This is a genomic window from Actinophytocola sp. KF-1, assembly GCF_054661535.1.
In genome coordinates this window covers 152,390-170,245 of the sequence record NZ_BAAFVK010000015.1, presented here as the reverse complement: position 1 = coordinate 170,245, position 17,856 = coordinate 152,390, and the positions used below count along the sequence as shown (strand labels likewise).

The window sequence follows — 17,856 nt, the reverse complement described above, 5'->3', positions numbered from 1 at the left end:
GACACGGAATACCCCTCAGTACTTCAGCAGGTTGGCGTCGTCCACGGAGGCCGACCGGCGGGTACGGAAGATCGACATGATGATCGCGAGACCGACGACCACCTCGGCCGCGGCCACCACCATCACGAAGAACGCCATGATCTGCCCGTCGAGCGAGCCGTTGATCCTGGCGAACGTGACCAGCGACAGGTTCACCGCGTTCAGCATCAGCTCGATGCACATGAACACGACGATCGCGTTGCGCCGGACCAGCACCCCCACCGCGCCGATGGTGAACAGCAGCGCGGAGAGCAGCAGGTAGACCGTGGGGGTCACGGGGCTTCCCCTTCCCTCGTCGGGTTCAGCGCGCGGGCCTCGGTCGCGTGGGCGCTGCCCGCGACCGCCTTGCGCTCGTCGTCGAAGGTCTCCGCGGCGGCCGAGTCGATGAGGCGCGACAGCGACTCCGGCGCGACCGAACCGTCCGGCAGGAGCGCGGGCGTGGCGACCGAGTTGGCCGTGGCGAACACACCGGGCCCGGGCAGCGGCGACGGGCGGTCGTGCTCGCCGCGGAAGCGGGCCTCGACCATCTCCTTCTGCGTCTTGCGGCCGCGGGTGTGCCGGTCGACGTAGCCGAGCACCATCGCGCCGACGGCCGCGGTGATCAGCAGCGCCGAGGTGAGCTCGAACGGGAACAGCCAGTCGGTGAAGATCGACCGGCCGATGTTCTCGACGTTGCCGACGCCGCCGTTGGCCTCCTGGCCCTGCAGGCCGACCGGGGTGACCTCGGTCAGCGACCTGGCGACCGCGGTGACCACCAGCACGGCGAGGCCGATGCCGAGGATCGAGGCCAGCAGCCGCTGGCCGCGCAGCACCTCGACCACCGAGTCGGAGGAGTCGCGGCCGACCAGCATCAGCACGAACAGGAACAGCATCATGATCGCGCCGGTGTAGACGATGATCTGCACGAAGCCGAGGAACGGCGCCTGCTGGACCATGTAGAGCACACCGAGCGAGAGCATCGTCAGCACCAGGAACAGCGCCGAGTGCACCGCGTTGCGCGCGAAGATCATGCCGAGCGCGCCGAGCAGCGCGAGCGGGCCGAGCACCCAGAACGAGATCGACTCACCGGTCGACATCTGGTTCTGGACGCCCTGGGCCAGTTCGAGTGCCGCGATCATTTGGCGGCCTCCTTGGTCGGGTCGGGGTAGCCCCACTTGCGAGCCAGGCGCGGCGCGTCGACGTAGTAGTCCTTCTCGTCGTCACCGAGGCGCATGGGGTGTGGCGGCTGCTCCATGCCCTTCATGAGCGGCGCCATCAGGTCTTCCTTGGTCCAGATCAGGTCCTGCCGGTTGTCGTTGGCCAGCTCGTAGTCGTTGAGCATGGTCAGCGACCGGGTCGGGCAGGCCTCGATGCACAGGCCGCAGCCGATGCACCGCAGGTAGTTGATCTGGTAGTCCTTGCCGTACCGCTCCCCCGGCGAGTAGCGCTCTTCCTCGGTGTTGTCGCCACCCTCGACGAAGATCGCGTCCGCCGGGCACGCCCACGCGCACAGCTCGCAGCCGACGCACTTCTCCAGCCCGTCCGGGTGCCGGTTGAGCTGGTGGCGGCCGTGGTAGCGCGGTGCGGTCGGCCGGAAGTCCTCCGGGTACTGCTCGGTGACGACCTTCTTGAACATCGTCGAGAAGGTGACGCCGAAGCCCTTGAACGGATCAAACATCCCCATCGGTGGACTCCTTCTCCTGCGCCGAGGCGGCCACGGTGGCCCGCTGGCGCCTGCGCTCGCGGCCGCGGACGGCCTTGCGCTTCGGTGGCTGGGGGATCTCCAGGTCGAGCGGCGGCACGGGGAAGCCGCCGCCGGTGATCGGCACGCGGTCCTCGTCGTCCTCGACCTTGCGGTCGGGCAGCAGCAGCGCCAGCAGGATCAGCACGATCACCCCGGCGCCGAGCCAGAACACCCACTGGCCGGTGGAGATGTTCTGCTCGTTGCGGAACGCGCGCACCGCGACCACGGCGACGATCCAGACCAGGTTGGCCGGGACCAGGATCTTCCAGCCGATCTTCATGAACTGGTCGTAGCGGAACCTCGGGAGCGTCGCGCGCAGCCAGATGAAGCCGAACAGCAGCACGAACATCTTCGCGAAGAACCAGAGCGCGGGCCACCAGCCCGAGTTGAAGTAGTTGTCGCCGATCAGCGAGATCGGCCACGGCGCCATGTACCCGCCGAGGAACAGCGTGGTGGCGAACGCCGAGACGATCACCATGTTGGCGTACTCGGCGAGGAAGAACAGCGCGAACTTCATCGAGCTGTACTCGGTGTGGAAGCCGCCGACCAGCTCCGACTCGGCCTCCGGGAGGTCGAACGGCGCGCGGTTGGTCTCGCCGACCATCGAGATCAGGTAGATCAGGAAGCTCGGGATCAGCAGGTAGAAGTACCAGCCGTTCTGCTGGCTGTCCACGATGTCGCCGGTGGACAGCGAGCCCGCGTACAGCACGACCGCCACGATCGACAGACCCATCGCGATCTCGTAGGAGATCACCTGCGCCGCCGAGCGCAGACCGCCGAGCAGCGGGTACGGCGACCCGGACGCCCAGCCGGCGAGCACGATGCCGTAGACGCCGAGCGAGGAGCAGGCCAGCACCAGGAGCGCGCCGACCGGCAGGTCGACCAGCTGCAGCACCGTCTCCTCACCGAAGATCGAGACCTTCGGGCCGATCGGCATCACGGAGAGGCCGATCAGCGCGGGGATGGTGGCGATCACCGGGGCGAGGAAGTAGACCTTGCGGTCCGCGCTCTCCGGGATGATCTGCTCCTTGAACGGGAGCTTGAGCGCGTCCGCGACGGACTGGAGCAGTCCGAACGGGCCGACCCGGTTGGGGCCGGGCCGCTGCTGCATGCGCCCGATGATCTTCCGCTCGGCGACGATCAGGATCACGGTCATGATCGGTCCGATGAGGAGGATGACCACGGCCTTGATCAGGATCAGCCAGACGGGGTCGTCGGCAAGGAGTGCAGCCCTGTCCATTGGCTCACTCGCCTCCTGTGCTTCCGGTGAGCAGGTTTTCGGCCGTCACGGTCACGACATCACCGTGCCCGGCCCGCAGCACGCGGCGGACCTTCGACGGGCCGGAGTTCGACGGCAGCCAGACCACCCCGTCGGGGAGGTCGGCGTGCTCGACCGGCAGCGTGATCGAGCCGTGCTCGGTCTTGACGGTCGCGGTGCCGTCGACACCCAGCCGCGCCGCGGTCTCGGCGTTGAGCCGGACCACGGCCGGGCGCTGCGTGCCGGCCAGGTGCGGCTCGTCGGACTGCAGCGACCCGTTGTCGAGCAGCTGGCGCCAGGTCGCGAGGACCGCTTGGCCCTCGCCGACCGACGGCGCCGGCGCGGCGAGCTCGACCGGCAGCGCCGCCTTGCGCAGCACCGACGGCAGCTTCGCCAGGTCGCCCGCGGCGGCCTTCGGGGTCTGGGTGAACAGGTCGACGTCCATCTCGACGCCGAGCGTGTCGAGCACCCGGCAGTCCGGCAGCGCGCCGGTGCCCTCGAGGGTCGTGCCGAACTCGCGGCGGCGGCCCTCCCAGTTGACGAAGGTGCCGGACTTCTCGACGGCCGGGGCGACCGGCAGGACCACGTCGGCGAACTCGGTGACCGCGGAGGCCCGCAGCTCGAGGCTGACGACGAAGCCCGCCGTCCGCAGGGCCTCCTCGGCGAGCGCCGGGTCGGGCAGGTCGTCGATCTCGACGCCGCCGACGACGAGGCCGTCCAGCTGACCGGCCGCCGCGGCGGCGAGGATGCCGGTGGTGTCGCGGCCCGCGGTCGCGGGCAGCGTGCCCGCCGCGAGGCCCCACGCCTGCTCGACCTCGGCACGCGCGGCCGCGTCGGTGACCAGGCGGCCACCGGGCAGCAGCGTCGGCGCCGCACCGGCCTCGAGCGCACCGCGCTCACCGGCACGGCGCGGGATCCAGGCGAGCCGGGCGCCGGTGACCTCGGCCAGCTTGACCAGTTCGGTCAGCAGGCCGGGGATCTGCGCGGCCCGCTCGCCTGCGAGGATCACCGCACCGGGCTGCGACAGCGCGTCGGAGACGTCCGGGGCGTGCGTGACCAGGCCCTCGACCGCGGCGGTCTCGCCGCCGGGCTGGCACGCGAGCAGCGTGCCGATGGCGCCCTTGTCCACGGAGAACGGCCGGATCGTCTTCTCGACGCCCGGGGACGTCCACTGTCCGATGTGGAAGATCTTGGCGCGGTGCTTGCGGGCCGCCTTGCGCAGCCGCAGGAACACGATCGGCGCCTCTTCCTCCGGCTCGAACGCCACGCACAGCACCGACGGCGCGGCCTCGATCGCGGAGAACGTGACCCCGTCCGCGGGCGTGGTGCCCACGACGCGGGAGGACAGGAAGTCCAGTTCCTCCGCGGAGTGCGCACGGGCGCGGAAGTCGATGTCGTTGGTGTTCAGCGCGACGCGGGCGAACTTGGCGTACGCGTAGGCGTCCTCGACGGTCAGCCTGCCGCCGGTCAGGACCGCGGCGCCCTTGCCGTCGCGGGCCTTGGCGAGGCCCTCGGCGGCGACGCGCAGCGCCTCGGTCCACGACGTCGGGGCCAGCTCACCGGTCTTGGCGTCGCGCACGAGCGGCCGGGTGACCCGGTCGCCCGCGGTGACGTACCGGAACGCGAAGCGGCCCTTGTCGCAGATCCACTCCTCGTTGACCTCGGGGTCGTCGCCCGCGAGCTTGCGCATCACCTTGCCGCGGCGGAAGTCCGTGCGCTCCGCGCAGCCCGAGGAGCAGTGCTCGCACACGCTCGGCGTGGACACCAGGTCGAACGGGCGCGACCGGAACCGGTACGCGGCGGAGGTCAGCGCGCCCACCGGGCAGATCTGGATGGTGTTGCCCGAGAAGTACGACTGGAACGGCTTGTTCTGCGCGATGCCGATCTGCTGCTGCGCGCCGCGCTCCAGCAGGTCGATGAACGGGTCGCCCGCGATCTGGTCGGAGAACCGGGTGCACCGCTGGCAGAGCACGCACCGCTCGCGGTCCAGCAGCACCTGCGTGGACACCGGGATCGGCTTGGCGAAGGTCCGCTTGGTCTCCCGGAAGCGGGAGTCCGTGCGGCCGTGCGCCATCGCCTGGTTCTGCAGCGGGCACTCGCCGCCCTTGTCGCAGATCGGGCAGTCCAGCGGGTGGTTGATGAGCAGCAGCTCCATCACGCCCTGCTGGGCCTTGTCCGCGACCGGCGAGGTCAGCTGCGTCTTCACGACCATGCCGTCGGCGACCGTGATGGTGCAGGAGGCCTGCGGCTTCGGCATCGGCCGCCCGCCCATCTCCACCTCGACCAGACACTGGCGGCAGGCGCCCGCCGGGTCGAGGAGCGGGTGGTCGCAGAACCGCGGGATCACCGTGCCGAGGCGCTCCGCCGTGCGGATCAGCAGCTCGCCCTTGGGCGCGACGACCTCGACCCCGTCGATGGTCAGCCGCACGTGCCCCTCGGGTACGGGAGCCGCCTCGGGCTTCTCTTCAATCGCTGTCATGAGTGTGCTCCAGCGAGCGCAGGGGTGGACTTGTTCTGCTCGCAGAGCGCGAGGAACTCGTCCCGGAAGTACTTGATGCCGCTCTGGATCGGGCTCACCGCGCCGTCGCCCAGGGCGCAGAAGCTGCGGCCCAGGATGTTGTCGCAGATGTCGAGCAGCGTCTCGATGTCCGACTCGGTGCCGTGGCCCTCGACCATCCGCTCGAGGATCCCGGCGAGCCAGTAGGTGCCCTCCCGGCACGGGGTGCACTTGCCGCAGGACTCGTGCTCGTAGAACTGCGTCCACTTCATCACGGCCCACGGCACGGACACGGTCTCGTTGAACACCATCACCGCGGTGGTGCCGAGGATCGAGCCGGCCTCGACCGCGCCCTCGAAGTCCAGCGGCACGTCCAGGTGGTCGGCGGTGAACATCGGCGTGGAGGAACCACCCGGCGTCCAGAACTTCAGCGGGATGCCGTCCTTCATGCCGCCCGCCATGTCCAGCAGCTGGCGCAGCGTGGTGCCCAGGGGCGCCTCGTACTGGCCGGGCTTCTCGACGTGGCCGGAGATCGAGTAGATCTTCGGGCCGGGCGAGCGCTCGGAACCCATGGTGCGGAACCAGTCCGCGCCACCGTTGACGATGAACGGCACCGACGCGATGGTCTCGACGTTGTTCACCGTGGTGGGCGCGGCGTAGAGGCCGGCGGCCGCCGGGAACGGCGGCTTGAGGCGGGGCTGGCCGCGGCGGCCCTCGAGCGAGTCGAGGAGCGCGGTCTCCTCACCGCAGATGTACGCGCCCGCGCCGGCGTGCACGGTGATCTCCAGGTCGAAGCCCGACCCGAGGATGTCCGTGCCGAGGTAGCCCGCGGCCTTCGCCTCGCGCACCGCCGCGTTGAGGCGGCGGATGCAGTGCGGCACCTCGCCGCGCACGTAGATGAAGGCGTGGTGGGAGCGCATCGCGTACGCCGCGATGATGATGCCCTCGATCAGCGAGTGCGGGTCCGCCATCATCAGCGGGATGTCCTTGCAGGTGCCCGGCTCGCCCTCGTCGGCGTTGATGACGAGGTAGTGCGGCTTGTCCTCGTTGGGGGGCATGAAGGACCACTTCACGCCCGCCGGGAAGCCAGCGCCGCCACGGCCGCGCAGACCGGAGTCCTTCACCAGCTGGACCAGCTGCTCCGGGGTGCCGGACAGCGCCTTGCGCAGCGCCGTGTACCCCTCGAGCTTCTCGTAGGTGTCGAGACGCCACGAGTTCGGCGACAGCCAGCGCTTCGTGAGCACCGGGGTCACCGGGTCGGGGCGGGTCTGTTCGGGAGTTGTCATTTCTTCTCGACCTCCGGAAGCGCCGGTGCCTTCTCGGGCATCGCCGGTGCGGTCCAGCCGCGGTCCGCGGCGAGCTGCGCGCCGCGCAGCGTCTCGACCGCGGCGGACGGGCCGTCGATGCGGGCGCGGAACTCCGCCTCGTCCTCCGGGTAGAACCCGGCGAGCTCCAGCTCGACCGTGCGCAGGTCGGTGAGCGGGGCGCCGCGCGTCGGCGCGGGCTTCTCGCCCCGCCGCAGCGCGTCCACGAGCTCGACCGCGGACTCGACGGTCTGGTTGTCGTAGAACTCGTAGTTGACCTGCAGCACGGGGCCGAGGTCGCAGGCCGCGAGGCACTCGGCGTGCTCGAGGGTGATCGAGCCCGGCGTGCCCGGCTCGCCCGCGGTGTCCTCGTGCTTGAGCGGCTGGTCGGTGTCCGACAGGTGCTCGGAGAGCTTCTTGTAGATCGCGTCGCCGCCCAGCACCGCGCACAGCGTGTTGGTGCAGACGCTCACGAGGTGCTCACCGCACGGCTTGCGCTTGTACATCGTGTAGAACGTCGCGACCGCGCTGACCTCGGCGTTGGTCAGGTTCAGCTGCCGGGCGCAGAACTCGATGCCCGCCTGGCTGACGTAGCCCTCGACCGACTGCACCAGGTGCAGCATCGGCAGCAGCGCGGACCGGGTCTCCGGGTAGCGCGCCATCTGCTCGGCCGCCTTGGCGACGATGTCCGGGCCGAACACCGAGAGGTCCGGAGTGGACTCCTCGGTGAGCGCCGCGTTCTCCGCGCGGCTCAACGGGGACGCCGCGTTCACGTCCGTGTCGGGTCCCGCGGCGGCGTAGGTCTCCCCGGCGCCGACGCTCGAACCGCCGTACGTGGAGCCGGTGCTCAATGGTTCGTTCACCGGTCTACCCCTCCCATCACCGGGTCGATCGACGCGATGGCCGCGATGACGTCCGCGACCAGCCCGCCCTCGGACATCGCGGGCATCGACTGCAGGTTCACGAAGCTGGGTTCGCGCACGTGGACCCGCATCGGCCGGGTGCCGCCGTCGGACACCAGGTGGTAGCCCAGCTCGCCGCGCGGCGACTCGATGGGCACGTACACCTGGCCCGCGGGCACCGAGAAGCCCTCGGTCACCAGCTTGAAGTGGTGGATCAGGGCCTCCATGGACTGGCCCATGATCTTGCGGACGTGGTCGAGCGAGTTGCCCATGCCGTCCGCGCCGATCGAGAGCTTCGCGGGCCACGCGATCTTCTCGTCCTCGACCATCACCGGGCCCGGCTCGAGCTTCTTCAGGCACTGGTTGATGATCCGCAGCGACTGGTGCATCTCCTCGACGCGCAGCAGGTAACGCGCGTACGAGTCGGCCGCGGTCGAGGTCGGCACCTCGAAGGTGTAGTCCTCGTAACCCAGGTACGGCTCGGTCTTGCGCAGGTCCCACGGCAGGCCCGCGGAGCGCAGGATCGGGCCGGTGACGCCGAGCGCGAGGCACGCGTCGACCGGGAGGTAGCCGATGCCCTTGAGCCGGTTCTTCCAGATGGGCTGGCCGGTGAGCAGCTTGTCGTACTGCGGGAGCCGCTCGTTCATGACCTTGAGGAACTCGCGGACCTTGATCTCGTAGCCCTCGGGCAGGTCCTGCGCGACACCGCCGGGGCGGATGAACGCGTGGTTCATGCGCAGACCGGTCAGGAACTCCAGCAGGTGCAGCGCTTCCTCACGCTCGCGGAAGCCCGCGGTCATGGCGGTCAGCGCACCCAGCTCCATGCCGCCGGTCGCGAGCGCGACCAGGTGGGAGGAGATGCGGTTGATCTCCAGGAGCATGACCCGGATGGTCTGCGCGCGCGGCGGCGCCTCGATGCCGAGCAGCTTCTCGACCGCGAGGCAGTAGGCGGCCTCGTTGGACAGCGGCGCGAGGTAGTCCATGCGCGTCACGAACGTGACGCCCTGGGTCCAGGTGCGGTACTCGGTGTTCTTCTCGATGCCGGTGTGCAGGTAGCCGATGACCGACCGGGCCTGCGTGACCGTCTCGCCCTCGAGCTCGAGCACCAGCCGCAGCACGCCGTGCGTCGACGGGTGCTGCGGACCCATGTTGATGACGATCCGCTCGTCGTGGATCGCGTCGTCGAGCGCGGTGTCCCAGTCGCCGCCGGTGACGTTGTAGATCCGGCCCTCGGTGGTCTCCCGCTCGACGGCGTACGGCTCGCCGGTGCCGTGCGGACGGCCCGAGTCGGGCTTGGTGCCGGTGGTGACGTCGCTGAGGTTCTCGGTCACGAGTAGGACCTCCTCTGGTCCGGCGGGGGGATCTCCGCGCCCTTGTACTCCACGGGGATGCCGCCCAGCGGGTAGTCCTTCCGCTGCGGGTGGCCGTCCCAGTCGTCCGGCATGAGGATCCGGGTCAGCGCCGGGTGGCCGTCGTAGACGATCCCGAACATGTCCCAGGCCTCGCGCTCCTGCCAGTCGGCGGTCGGGTAGACACCCACGACCGACGGGCAGTGCGGCTGGCCGTCCTGGTCGCCGTTCCAGTCGATGGCCACCTCGAGCCGGATGCGGCGGCGGTAGGTCATCGAGGTCAGGTGGTAGACCGAGTGGAGGCGCTGCGGCACGTCCACGCCGTAGTCCACACCGGACACCGAGCTGCACAGCTCGAAGCGCAGCGCCGGGTCGTCGCGCAGCACCTGGCACAGCGCGACGAGGTGCTCGGCCTTCACGTAGTAGGTGATCTCGCCGCGGTCGACGGTGACCTGCTGGATCGCCTCGACCGGGATGCCCTGCTCGCGCATGGCGGCGAGCAGCTGGTCGGTGAACTCGTCGAACCAGCCGCCGAAGGGCCGCTCGGCGGGCGCCGCGACGTGCGCGGGCAGGCGCAGACCGCCGAAGCCGGAGGTGTCGCCGGAGCCGGAGACGTTGAACATGCCCTTGCGGGCCCTGCCGGTGACGAGCGGGTCGCCCGGCGCGGGCAGCGCGTCGGTCGGCTTGGGCAGCGCGTCCTCGGTGTCCGGGCGCAGCTCGGCCGAGGCCGGCCGCTCGGCGTCCGAGCCGGGCTCGCCCGCCGCGGGCGACGCCTCCGGCTCGTGGTCGGGGGTGGTGGGTTCGTCAGCCATGTCGGTTCACTTCTTCGCGTACTTGACGGAGGAGGCGATCAGCTCGGTCCGCTTGCCCTCGGCCTCGCGCAGCGCGGCACGGCGCGCGTTCAGCGGCTCGTCGGCGATCTTCGCGTGGAGCTTGAGGATCGCGTCCAGCAGCATCTCGGGGCGCGGCGGGCAGCCGGGCAGGTACATGTCGACCGGCACCACGTGGTCGACGCCCTGCACGACGGCGTAGTTGTTGAACATCCCGCCGGACGACGCGCACACGCCCATGGCGAGCACCCACTTGGGCTCGGCCATCTGGTCGTAGATCTGGCGCAGGACCGGCGCCATCTTGTTGGTCACGCGGCCCGCGACGATCATCAGGTCGGCCTGGCGGGGCGTGGCGCTGAAGCGTTCCATGCCGAACCGCGCGAGGTCGTAGCGCGGGGCGCCGGTCGTCATCATCTCGATCGCGCAGCAGGCCAGGCCGAAGGTGGCCGGCCACAGCGAGTTCTTGCGGCCCCAGTTGACCAGCTTCTCGAGGCTGGCCAAGAGGATGCCGTTCGGGAGCCGCTCTTCGAGTCCCATGTCCGCCTCCCGTCAGTTCCAGTCGAGCCCGCCGCGCCGCCACACGTAGGCGTAGGCGAAGCCGAGCGTCGCGATGAACAAGAAGATCTCCACCAGCCCGAAGAGCCCCAGCGCGTCCGCCGAGACGGCGAACGGGTAGAGGAACACCATCTCGATGTCGAACAGGATGAAGAGCATCGCCGTCAGGTAGTACGCCACCGGCACGCGGCCGCCGCCCACCACCGGCTGCGGCGACGGTTCGATGCCGCACTCGTAGGCCGAGAGCTTGGCGCGGTTGTACCGCTTCGGCCCGACCAGCGGCCCGAGCACGGCGGAGAACACCGCGAAGGCGGCGGCCAGTACGAAGAGCAGAAGCAGGGGCAGATAACTGCCCAACCCTGCCGAGACGTTCTCGTTCTGTGCTACAGATGTGCTGACAGCTGCGAGTGACACCTTCGCCGTCCTTTCCCCGTGAGCGGAGCTTGCGGAGCTCACCGTTGACACCGCCCGTCGGGCACCCTATGGGTCTCGCCGACGGCACTCGGGGTTAGGCATGCCTAACCCCGGCCTTGTGAAAATCTTCACAAGCTCCCGCGTGCTCTGTTGTGAAGCGCTTCACAAGACCGACGCAAGTGTAGGACTCGTAAAATCCCGCTGTAACACGGGATGTGGTTTCCGCGGTGACCCCGTCAGCTCGCCGTCGCCGGCTCTCGCGTGTGGCGCAGCGGCGAGAGCAGCACCGGGATCCAGATGCACGCCATCGCGCACGCACCGGCCACCAGCGCCGCCCTCGGTCCCCACAGCTGGCCCAGCCCGCCCGCCAGCGCACCGGCGATCGCCACCGCGCCCGTCAGGAGGAACCGGAACGTCGCCATCACGCGCCCGAGCAGGGCGTCCGGGGTGACCTGCTGGCGGAAGCTCACGCTCAGCACGTTGTCCGAGCCGACCTTCGTCGTCACCACGAGCCACGTCGCGCCGGCCAGCCACAGCGCGGCCCCGCGGTCGACGAACACCATGCCGAAGCCGAACGGGCAGGTCACCACGTTCCCCAGCAGCAGGACGCGGCCCGTGCCGAAGCGTGCCGCGAGGGGGCGGGCCAGCAGCGACCCCGCCAGCATGCCCACGCCGCCCGACGCCAGGAACAGGCCCAGCACCCCGGCGCCGAGGCGCAGCTCGTCCACCAGCACCACCGGCAGCATGGTCAGCACCAGCACGATGCCCAGGTTGCTCAGCGCACCGGCCGCCGCGAGCGCCCGCAGCACCGGGTGCGACACCACGAACACCACCCCCTCGCGGATGTGGCCGCGGCCCTCCGCACGTTCGGGACGGGGTTCGCGGTGGCGGATCCGCAGCACGCACCACGCCGACACGACGTAGCTCGCCGCGTCCAGCAGCAGCGCGGCCGGGGCGGTCACCAGCGCGACCACGAACCCCGCCACGCCGCGGCCCGCGATGTCGTTCAGCGCGTCCATGCCGACCAGGCGGGTGTTGGCCGCCAGCAGGGCAGGCCTGCCCACCACCCGCGGCAGGTACGACTGGTTCGCCACGTCGAAGAACACCGTGCCCACGCCGGTCAGCAGGACCACCACGTAGAGCTGGCCCAGCGTCAGCGCGTCCAGCCACCACGCGGCCGGCACCGACAGCAGCACCGCCGCGCGGGCCAGGTCCGCGGTGATCAGTACGCCCCGGCGCCGGACGCGATCGGTCCACGCGCCCGCGGGCAGGCCGATGACGAGGAACGCGATCGTGCTCAAGGTCGCCAGCAGGCCGACCTCGCCGGGGGACGCGTCCAGCGCGGTCACCGCGATCAGGGGCATCGCCACGTACGTGACCGACGTGCCGAAACGGCTCACCGCGGCCGCGGTGAAGAGGAGTCGGAAGTCTCTGTTCACGGCGAAGAGCCTGGTCGGGCCCCGGTCCGCCGCCGATTGATTTAGTCTGGGCTGAATGCTGGAGCTGTCGTTCACCGCCGCCGACGTGGCCTACACGCGGTTCGCGTTCTCGCCGCTGTGGGAGGTCGTCGCGTCGGTGTGGCTGCTGAAGAGCGGCGCCGGGCACGACGTCCACGCCCGGTGGGTGGCCCAGGCACGCGACCGGCTCACGGGGTTCGACTGGCACGTGCTCCACGACCTGGTGCCCCTGCGGGTGATCCCCGGGTTCCTCTGCCCGCCGCCGACCGCTCCCCTGCCGGAGCTGGCGGACGAGCTGGCCACCGTGCGCGCGACACCGGCCGAGCAGGTGGCGCGGGAGCTGGCCGCGATCCCCGAGATCACGACCGTGCCCGGCGCCGCGGAGGTGGCCGACGTCGTCGAGGAGTACTGGGAGCGGGTGCTCGCGCCGTTCTGGCCGCGGATCCGGGCGCTGCTCGAAGCCGACGTCCAGTACCGGGCCCGGCGCCTGACCACCGGCGGCGCGTCCGCGTTGTTCGCCGACCTGAACCCGGCCGTGACGTGGCGGGAGGAGCGCCTGTTCATCGCGCACCGCCAGGTGTCGGCGCGGCGCGGACTGCGGGGCAAGGGCCTGCTGCTGGTGCCGTCTGCGTTCGCGTGGCCGCGCGTCTTCTCGATCACCGCGCCGGGGTGGCAGCCGACGTTGCGGTACCCGCCGCGCGGGATCGGGGACCTCTGGACCGAGCGGCGCACGGCGCCGTCGGCGGCGCTCGCCGGGGTGTTCGGGGCCAGCCGCGCCCGGCTGCTCGCCGAGCTGGACAACCCGGCGTCCACCACCGACCTCGCCGCGCGGACCGGGCTCACCCCGGGTGGGGTCAGCCAGCACCTGACCGCGCTGAGGGCGGCCGGGCTGGTGGCGGCCCACCGGGCCGGGCGGTTCGTCCTCTACTCACGCACCGAGGTGGCCGAGCACTTGGTCGGCGGACAGCAGAAGGGGCGCCCCGCCCGCACGGCAGAACGCCCCTTCCCGGAATGAGCCTCAGTCGGAGTTCAAGTAGTACAGCAGGCGCAGGATCTCCAGGTACAGCCAGACCAGCGTGGTCATCAGGCCGAACGCGGCCAGCCACGCGAACCTGGCGGGCATGCCCGTGCGGATCATCTGGTCGGCCATGTCGAAGTCCAGCAGGAAGTTGAACGCCGCGATGCCGATCACGATGATCGAGAAGACGATCGCCAGGGTGCCACCGTCACGCAGCATGTTCAGGCCGAACAGCGACGTGATCAGGTTGATCAGCATCAGGCCCGCGGCCGCGACCGTGGCGCCGATGATCCACTTGGTGAGCTTCGGCGTGACCCGGACCGCGCCCGTCTTGTAGACGACGAGCATCACGATGAACACCAGCGCGGTGCCGAGGATGGCCTGGAACGCGATGCCCGGCACGAACGCCTCGAACACGCCGGTGATGGCGCCGAGGAACACACCTTCCGCGGCCGAGTAGCCGAGCACCATGCCCGGGTTGGCCGTCTGCTTGAAGATGATGATCAGCGACAGCACGAGGCCGACGATCAGGCCGATGATCATCGGCGGGAACGGGCTGATGGCGCCGCTCAGCACCGCGACGGCGGTGATGATGCCGGTGACGAGTGCGACGCCGAGCGTCAACGCGGTCTTGGTGACCACGTCGTCGACCGTCATCGGGCGCTCACCCGTGGTCGGCGGCGCCTGGTAGCCGCCGTATCCCGGCATGTTCGCCTGCGGCTGGGTCTGGAAGCCCGCGTAGCCGCCGCCGAACCCGCCCTGAGGCAAGTTCCGGAACGCGGGATTACTGGTAGAACGCACCTGTTCCTCCTGGGCCTGTATGGCTCCTGCACCGGGTTCAACGCACAACCATGCCGGTCCGTTCCCGGCGAGTAAAAGTGACTTTACCCGTTTTGCCCTGATCGTTATGCCCAACCCTGGGGGAACACTAAACATCACCGACTCACCCGGCCCAGGGTCCCCCACCAGTGGGACTACTCTCCGTTAGCCTTACCGAGGATCACGGGAGGACGCCATGAGCCGGCGCTGGGGGCCGATCGTCACCGGGATCGCGCTCGCGCTGACGTTCCTGGTCCTGCTGGTGCTCGGCACCGTAGGCGGCCCGGACCGGCCGGCCACCGCGGGCGGGACGCCCGTCGCGCAGGGCAAGCCACCGCCGCCGGACTGGATGCGCAAGCTAGCGCCCGGCGAGAAACCACCGCAGTTCGTCCTGTTCTCCTTCGACGGCGCAGGCTCGCACGCGCACTGGCGGCGCATCCTCCCCCTCGCCCGGAAGGTGAACGCGCACGTCACCGGCTTCCTGTCCGGCATCTACCTGCTGCCAGACCACCTGCGCGGCGAGTACACCGGTCCCGGGCACGGCGCGGGCCGCGCGTCGATCAGCTTCGGCGGGACCGACGCCGAGGTGGCCACCAGGATCGACGACCTGAACACCGCGTACCAGCAGGGCCACGAGATCGGCACGCACTACAACGGGCACTTCTGCGCGGGCAACGAGCCGAGCGGCGCCCGCTGGTCGCGGGCCGACTGGACGAGCGAGCTGGACCAGTTCTTCGCCATCGTGCGCGGCGCCACCAGCAGGGGGCTCGCGCTGCCGGACGACGCCGTCAAGGGCGGCCGCGTGCCGTGCCTGGAGGGCGACCCGGACGCGTTCTTCCCCGCCATGGCCGAGCACGGCATGACCTACGACACCAGCATCACCACGGAGGGCGTGGCCTGGCCGGAGCTGCGGAACGGCGTGTGGGAGTTCTGGGTGCCGGTGGTCCGGGTGCCCGCGCTGTCCGGCAAGAAGGTGATCATGATGGACTACAACCTCTGGTACTCGCTGAACGGCGCGAAGGAGGAGCCCGCGCGCGACGCGGAGTTCACGGCGGTCACCCTGGACACGTACCGGGCCGCCTACCAGGCCGCGTTCAACACCAACCGCGCGCCGCTGACCGTCGGGAACCACTTCAACGACTGGTCGGGTGGCGCGTTCAGCCGGGCGACGGAACAGTTCATGAACGAGGTGTGCGTGCGCCCGCAGACGGTGTGCGCGACCTACACCGAGGTCATCGAGTGGATGGCCCTGCAGGACCCGAAGACCCTGGACACCTACCGGGCGAAGCCGCACGCTCAGGTGTCCTAGCGGAAGGAGCTTCTCGATGGCGACCTACCTGGTGACCGGCGCGACCGGGCTGATCGGACGGCACTTCGTCGCGGAGATCCTCGCCAGGCCCGACACCGAACGGGTGTGGGTGCTGGTCCGCGAACGCTCGCAGGACAAGCTCGCCGAGGTGGCGCTGGACTGGCCGGCCGCGGAGAAGGTCCGCAACCTGATCGGCGACGTGCGCGCCGAGCGCCTCGGCATCGGCGACGAGCAGGTCGCCGAGCTGACCGGGACCATCGACCACCTCGTGCACCTCGCCGCGCTGTACGACATCGCTGCCGACGACGACGCGAGCATCGCCGCGAACGTCGACGGCACCAAGCACGTGCTCGACCTGGCGGCCGCGCTGTCCGTCGGCTGCCTGCACCACGTGTCGTCGGTGGCGGTCGCCGGCGACTACCGCGGCCGGTTCACCGAGGAGATGTTCGACGCGGGCCAGCGGCTCGTCACCCCCTACCACCGGACGAAGTTCGAGTCCGAGCGCCTGGTCCGCACCCAGACCGACGTGCCGTGGCGGGTGTACCGGCCCGCGATCGTGGTCGGCAACTCGGTCACCGGCGAGATGGACAAGATCGACGGACCGTACTACTTCTTCCCCGCGCTGCAGCGGCTGTCCGCGCTGCCGACCGTGCCGGTCGTGTTCCCGGACATCGGCGACACCAACATCGTGCCGGTCGACTACGTCGCGAAGGCCATGGCGCACCTGGTGACCGCGCCGGGCATGGACGGGCGCGCGTTCCACCTGGTCAACCCGTCGCCGCAGTCGGCACGCAGCGTCTACGACGCGTTCGCGAAGGCCGCGGGCGCACCGGTCTCGACCGTCGAACTGGGCTCCGGGATCGCGAAACCACTGGTCGGGCTGGTCAAGCTGGCCGAGCACGTGCCAGGCGTGACGATCGCGCGGGACGCCGTGCTCGACCGGCTGGGCATCCCGCCGGTGCTGCTGACGACGCTGACGTTCCAGCCGGTCTTCGACTCGACCGAGACCCGCCTCGCGCTCGCGGGCACGGACGTCGACGTGCCGCCGCTCGAGGAGTACGCGGACGTGCTGTGGCGGTACTGGCGCGAGCACCTCGACCCGTTCCGCGCGCGCAGGCACGGGCAGCGCGGCGAGCTGGACGGCAGGCGCGTGGTGATCACCGGCGCGTCGTCGGGCATCGGGCGGGCGACCGCGCTGAAGGTGGCGGCGGCCGGTGGCGTGCCGCTGCTGGTGGCGCGGCGGCAGACCGAGCTGGAGGAGGTCCGCGCGGAGATCGCCGCGGCGGGCGGGCAGGCGTTCGTGTACCCGTGCGACCTCACCGACGACGACTCGGTGGCGAAGACGGTCGCGCGGATGCTGGTGGAGCAGCCGGGCATCGACATGCTGGTGAACAACGCGGGCCGGTCGATCCGGCGGTCCGTGCAGCTGTCCTACGACCGGATGCACGACTACGAGCGCGCGATGGCCATCAACTACTTCGGCGCGGTCCGGCTGATCCTCGCGTTGCTGCCGCACATGATCGAGCGCCGGTTCGGCCACATCGTGAACGTGTCGTCCATCGGCGTGCAGGGCATCGCGCCGCGGTTCTCCGCGTACGTGGCGTCGAAGGCGGCGCTGGACTACTTCTCCAAGATCGTCGCCACGGAGACCCACGGCGCCGGGATCACGTTCACCACGGTGCACATGCCCCTGGTCAGGACGCCGATGATCCGCCCGACCAAGATCTACGACGCGTTCCCGACGAAGTCGCCGGAGCAGGCGGCGGACATGGTGATGGACGCGCTGCTCAAGCGCCCCAAGCACATCGGGACGCCGACCGGCCGGATGATCTCTGCCGCGTACACGGTGGCGCCGGGCCTCGTCGACGCGATCGCCTACCAGGGCTACCGGATCTTCCCGGACTCGGCGGCGGCGGGCGGGTCGGGCCGCATGAAGATCGGCAAGGGCGACCGCCACCTCGGCGCCGCCGCCATGGCGCTGGCGCGCCTGACGAGGGGGTTCCACTGGTGATCACCGGACTGCACACGATCGTCTACGCCGACGACGCGGAGCGGGCGCGCGCGTTCTTCCGCGACGTGCTCGCACTGCCGAACGTCGACGCGGGCGACGGCTGGCTCATCTTCCGCGCCCCGCCCGCGGAACTGGCCGTTCACCCGGCCGATGCCGCGGGGACGCACGAGCTCTACCTGATGTGTGACGACATCGAGGCGACGGTCGCCGAACTGACCCGGAAGGGTGTCGAGTTCACCGGTCCGGTCACCGACCGGGGGTGGGGACTGCTCGCCACACTGCGTGTTCCCGGGGCGGGCACCCTGGACCTGTACGAGCCGAAACACCCGGTGGCCATCCGTCCACAGTAGACATATCGGCGGAGAACTGTT

The 17,856-nt window shown here is 70.3% G+C and carries 17 protein-coding genes; 4 read left to right on the top strand and 13 right to left on the bottom strand.

The genetic code is table 11. The features are described from left to right. Positions 1 to 15: 15 nt before the first annotated feature. The 12 genes from nuoK to ACYQ77_RS37305 all read right to left on the bottom strand — a co-directional run bounded on the left by nuoK (position 16) and on the right by ACYQ77_RS37305 (position 12,310). Positions 16 to 315: an NADH-quinone oxidoreductase subunit NuoK gene (gene nuoK, locus ACYQ77_RS37360; RefSeq protein WP_075127779.1), complete on the bottom strand. Its 300-nt coding sequence runs from the start codon at positions 313 to 315 to the stop codon at positions 16 to 18. After that, positions 312 to 1,157, bottom strand: a complete 846-nt coding sequence (locus ACYQ77_RS37355) for an NADH-quinone oxidoreductase subunit J (protein ID WP_459720449.1) — start codon at positions 1,155 to 1,157, stop codon at positions 312 to 314. The genes nuoK and ACYQ77_RS37355 overlap by 4 nt, the downstream gene beginning before the upstream one ends. Next, positions 1,154 to 1,702 carry an NADH-quinone oxidoreductase subunit NuoI gene (nuoI, locus tag ACYQ77_RS37350; RefSeq protein WP_459720446.1) on the bottom strand — a complete coding sequence of 183 codons (549 nt, stop codon included), beginning with the start codon at positions 1,700 to 1,702 and terminating at the stop codon, positions 1,154 to 1,156. The genes ACYQ77_RS37355 and nuoI overlap by 4 nt, the downstream gene beginning before the upstream one ends. Beyond that, positions 1,689 to 3,002: an NADH-quinone oxidoreductase subunit NuoH gene (gene nuoH, locus ACYQ77_RS37345; protein ID WP_459720444.1), complete on the bottom strand. Its 1,314-nt coding sequence runs from the start codon at positions 3,000 to 3,002 to the stop codon at positions 1,689 to 1,691. Before nuoH ends, nuoI begins: the two co-directional genes overlap by 14 nt. A 4-nt stretch (positions 3,003 to 3,006) precedes the next feature. After that, the gene (locus ACYQ77_RS37340) at positions 3,007 to 5,499 is read right to left on the bottom strand and encodes an NADH-quinone oxidoreductase subunit G (protein ID WP_459720441.1); all 2,493 of its coding nucleotides are present in this window, start codon (positions 5,497 to 5,499) and stop codon (positions 3,007 to 3,009) included. Continuing rightward, positions 5,496 to 6,803 carry an NADH-quinone oxidoreductase subunit NuoF gene (gene nuoF / locus ACYQ77_RS37335; RefSeq protein ID WP_459720439.1) on the bottom strand — a complete coding sequence of 436 codons (1,308 nt, stop codon included), beginning with the start codon at positions 6,801 to 6,803 and terminating at the stop codon, positions 5,496 to 5,498. The genes ACYQ77_RS37340 and nuoF overlap by 4 nt, the downstream gene beginning before the upstream one ends. Beyond that, positions 6,800 to 7,684, bottom strand: coding sequence for an NADH-quinone oxidoreductase subunit NuoE (gene nuoE, locus ACYQ77_RS37330; RefSeq protein ID WP_459720436.1), 885 nt, complete (start codon positions 7,682 to 7,684; stop codon positions 6,800 to 6,802). Before nuoE ends, nuoF begins: the two co-directional genes overlap by 4 nt. Further along, positions 7,681 to 9,054: an NADH-quinone oxidoreductase subunit D gene (locus tag ACYQ77_RS37325; RefSeq protein ID WP_459720434.1), complete on the bottom strand. Its 1,374-nt coding sequence runs from the start codon at positions 9,052 to 9,054 to the stop codon at positions 7,681 to 7,683. Before ACYQ77_RS37325 ends, nuoE begins: the two co-directional genes overlap by 4 nt. Next, the gene (locus tag ACYQ77_RS37320) at positions 9,051 to 9,884 is read right to left on the bottom strand and encodes an NADH-quinone oxidoreductase subunit C (RefSeq protein WP_459720431.1); all 834 of its coding nucleotides are present in this window, start codon (positions 9,882 to 9,884) and stop codon (positions 9,051 to 9,053) included. The genes ACYQ77_RS37325 and ACYQ77_RS37320 overlap by 4 nt, the downstream gene beginning before the upstream one ends. Before the next feature lie 6 nt (positions 9,885 to 9,890). Then, the gene (locus ACYQ77_RS37315) at positions 9,891 to 10,439 is read right to left on the bottom strand and encodes a NuoB/complex I 20 kDa subunit family protein (RefSeq protein WP_459720428.1); all 549 of its coding nucleotides are present in this window, start codon (positions 10,437 to 10,439) and stop codon (positions 9,891 to 9,893) included. A 12-nt stretch (positions 10,440 to 10,451) separates the two neighbouring features. Beyond that, the gene (locus ACYQ77_RS37310) at positions 10,452 to 10,871 is read right to left on the bottom strand and encodes an NADH-quinone oxidoreductase subunit A (RefSeq protein WP_459720425.1); all 420 of its coding nucleotides are present in this window, start codon (positions 10,869 to 10,871) and stop codon (positions 10,452 to 10,454) included. Between the two features lie 236 nt (positions 10,872 to 11,107). After that, entirely contained in the window at positions 11,108 to 12,310 is a 1,203-nt protein-coding gene (locus tag ACYQ77_RS37305; protein ID WP_459720422.1) for an MFS transporter, read from the bottom strand. Between the two features lie 55 nt (positions 12,311 to 12,365). On the opposite strand from ACYQ77_RS37305, the gene ACYQ77_RS37300 reads away from it, so the two are divergent. Further along, positions 12,366 to 13,343, top strand: a complete 978-nt coding sequence (locus ACYQ77_RS37300) for an ArsR/SmtB family transcription factor (RefSeq protein WP_459720420.1) — start codon at positions 12,366 to 12,368, stop codon at positions 13,341 to 13,343. Positions 13,344 to 13,346: 3 nt separating this feature from the next. On the opposite strand, the gene ACYQ77_RS37295 is transcribed toward ACYQ77_RS37300, so the two are convergent. After that, positions 13,347 to 14,147, bottom strand: coding sequence for a Bax inhibitor-1/YccA family protein (locus ACYQ77_RS37295; RefSeq protein ID WP_459720418.1), 801 nt, complete (start codon positions 14,145 to 14,147; stop codon positions 13,347 to 13,349). 214 nt (positions 14,148 to 14,361) lie between these two features. Here ACYQ77_RS37295 and ACYQ77_RS37290 point away from each other — a divergent pair, with 214 nt between their 5' ends. Genes ACYQ77_RS37290 through ACYQ77_RS37280 form a run of 3 tightly spaced genes read left to right on the top strand, consistent with a single transcriptional unit; the run spans position 14,362 to position 17,835 of the window. Then, positions 14,362 to 15,474 carry a polysaccharide deacetylase family protein gene (locus ACYQ77_RS37290; RefSeq protein WP_459720415.1) on the top strand — a complete coding sequence of 371 codons (1,113 nt, stop codon included), beginning with the start codon at positions 14,362 to 14,364 and terminating at the stop codon, positions 15,472 to 15,474. Positions 15,475 to 15,490: 16 nt separating this feature from the next. Next, the gene (locus tag ACYQ77_RS37285; RefSeq protein WP_459720413.1) at positions 15,491 to 17,485 is read left to right on the top strand and encodes an SDR family oxidoreductase; all 1,995 of its coding nucleotides are present in this window, start codon (positions 15,491 to 15,493) and stop codon (positions 17,483 to 17,485) included. Further along, positions 17,482 to 17,835, top strand: a complete 354-nt coding sequence (locus ACYQ77_RS37280) for a VOC family protein (RefSeq protein ID WP_459720410.1) — start codon at positions 17,482 to 17,484, stop codon at positions 17,833 to 17,835. The genes ACYQ77_RS37285 and ACYQ77_RS37280 overlap by 4 nt, the downstream gene beginning before the upstream one ends. The last annotated feature ends 21 nt before the right edge of the window (positions 17,836 to 17,856 follow it).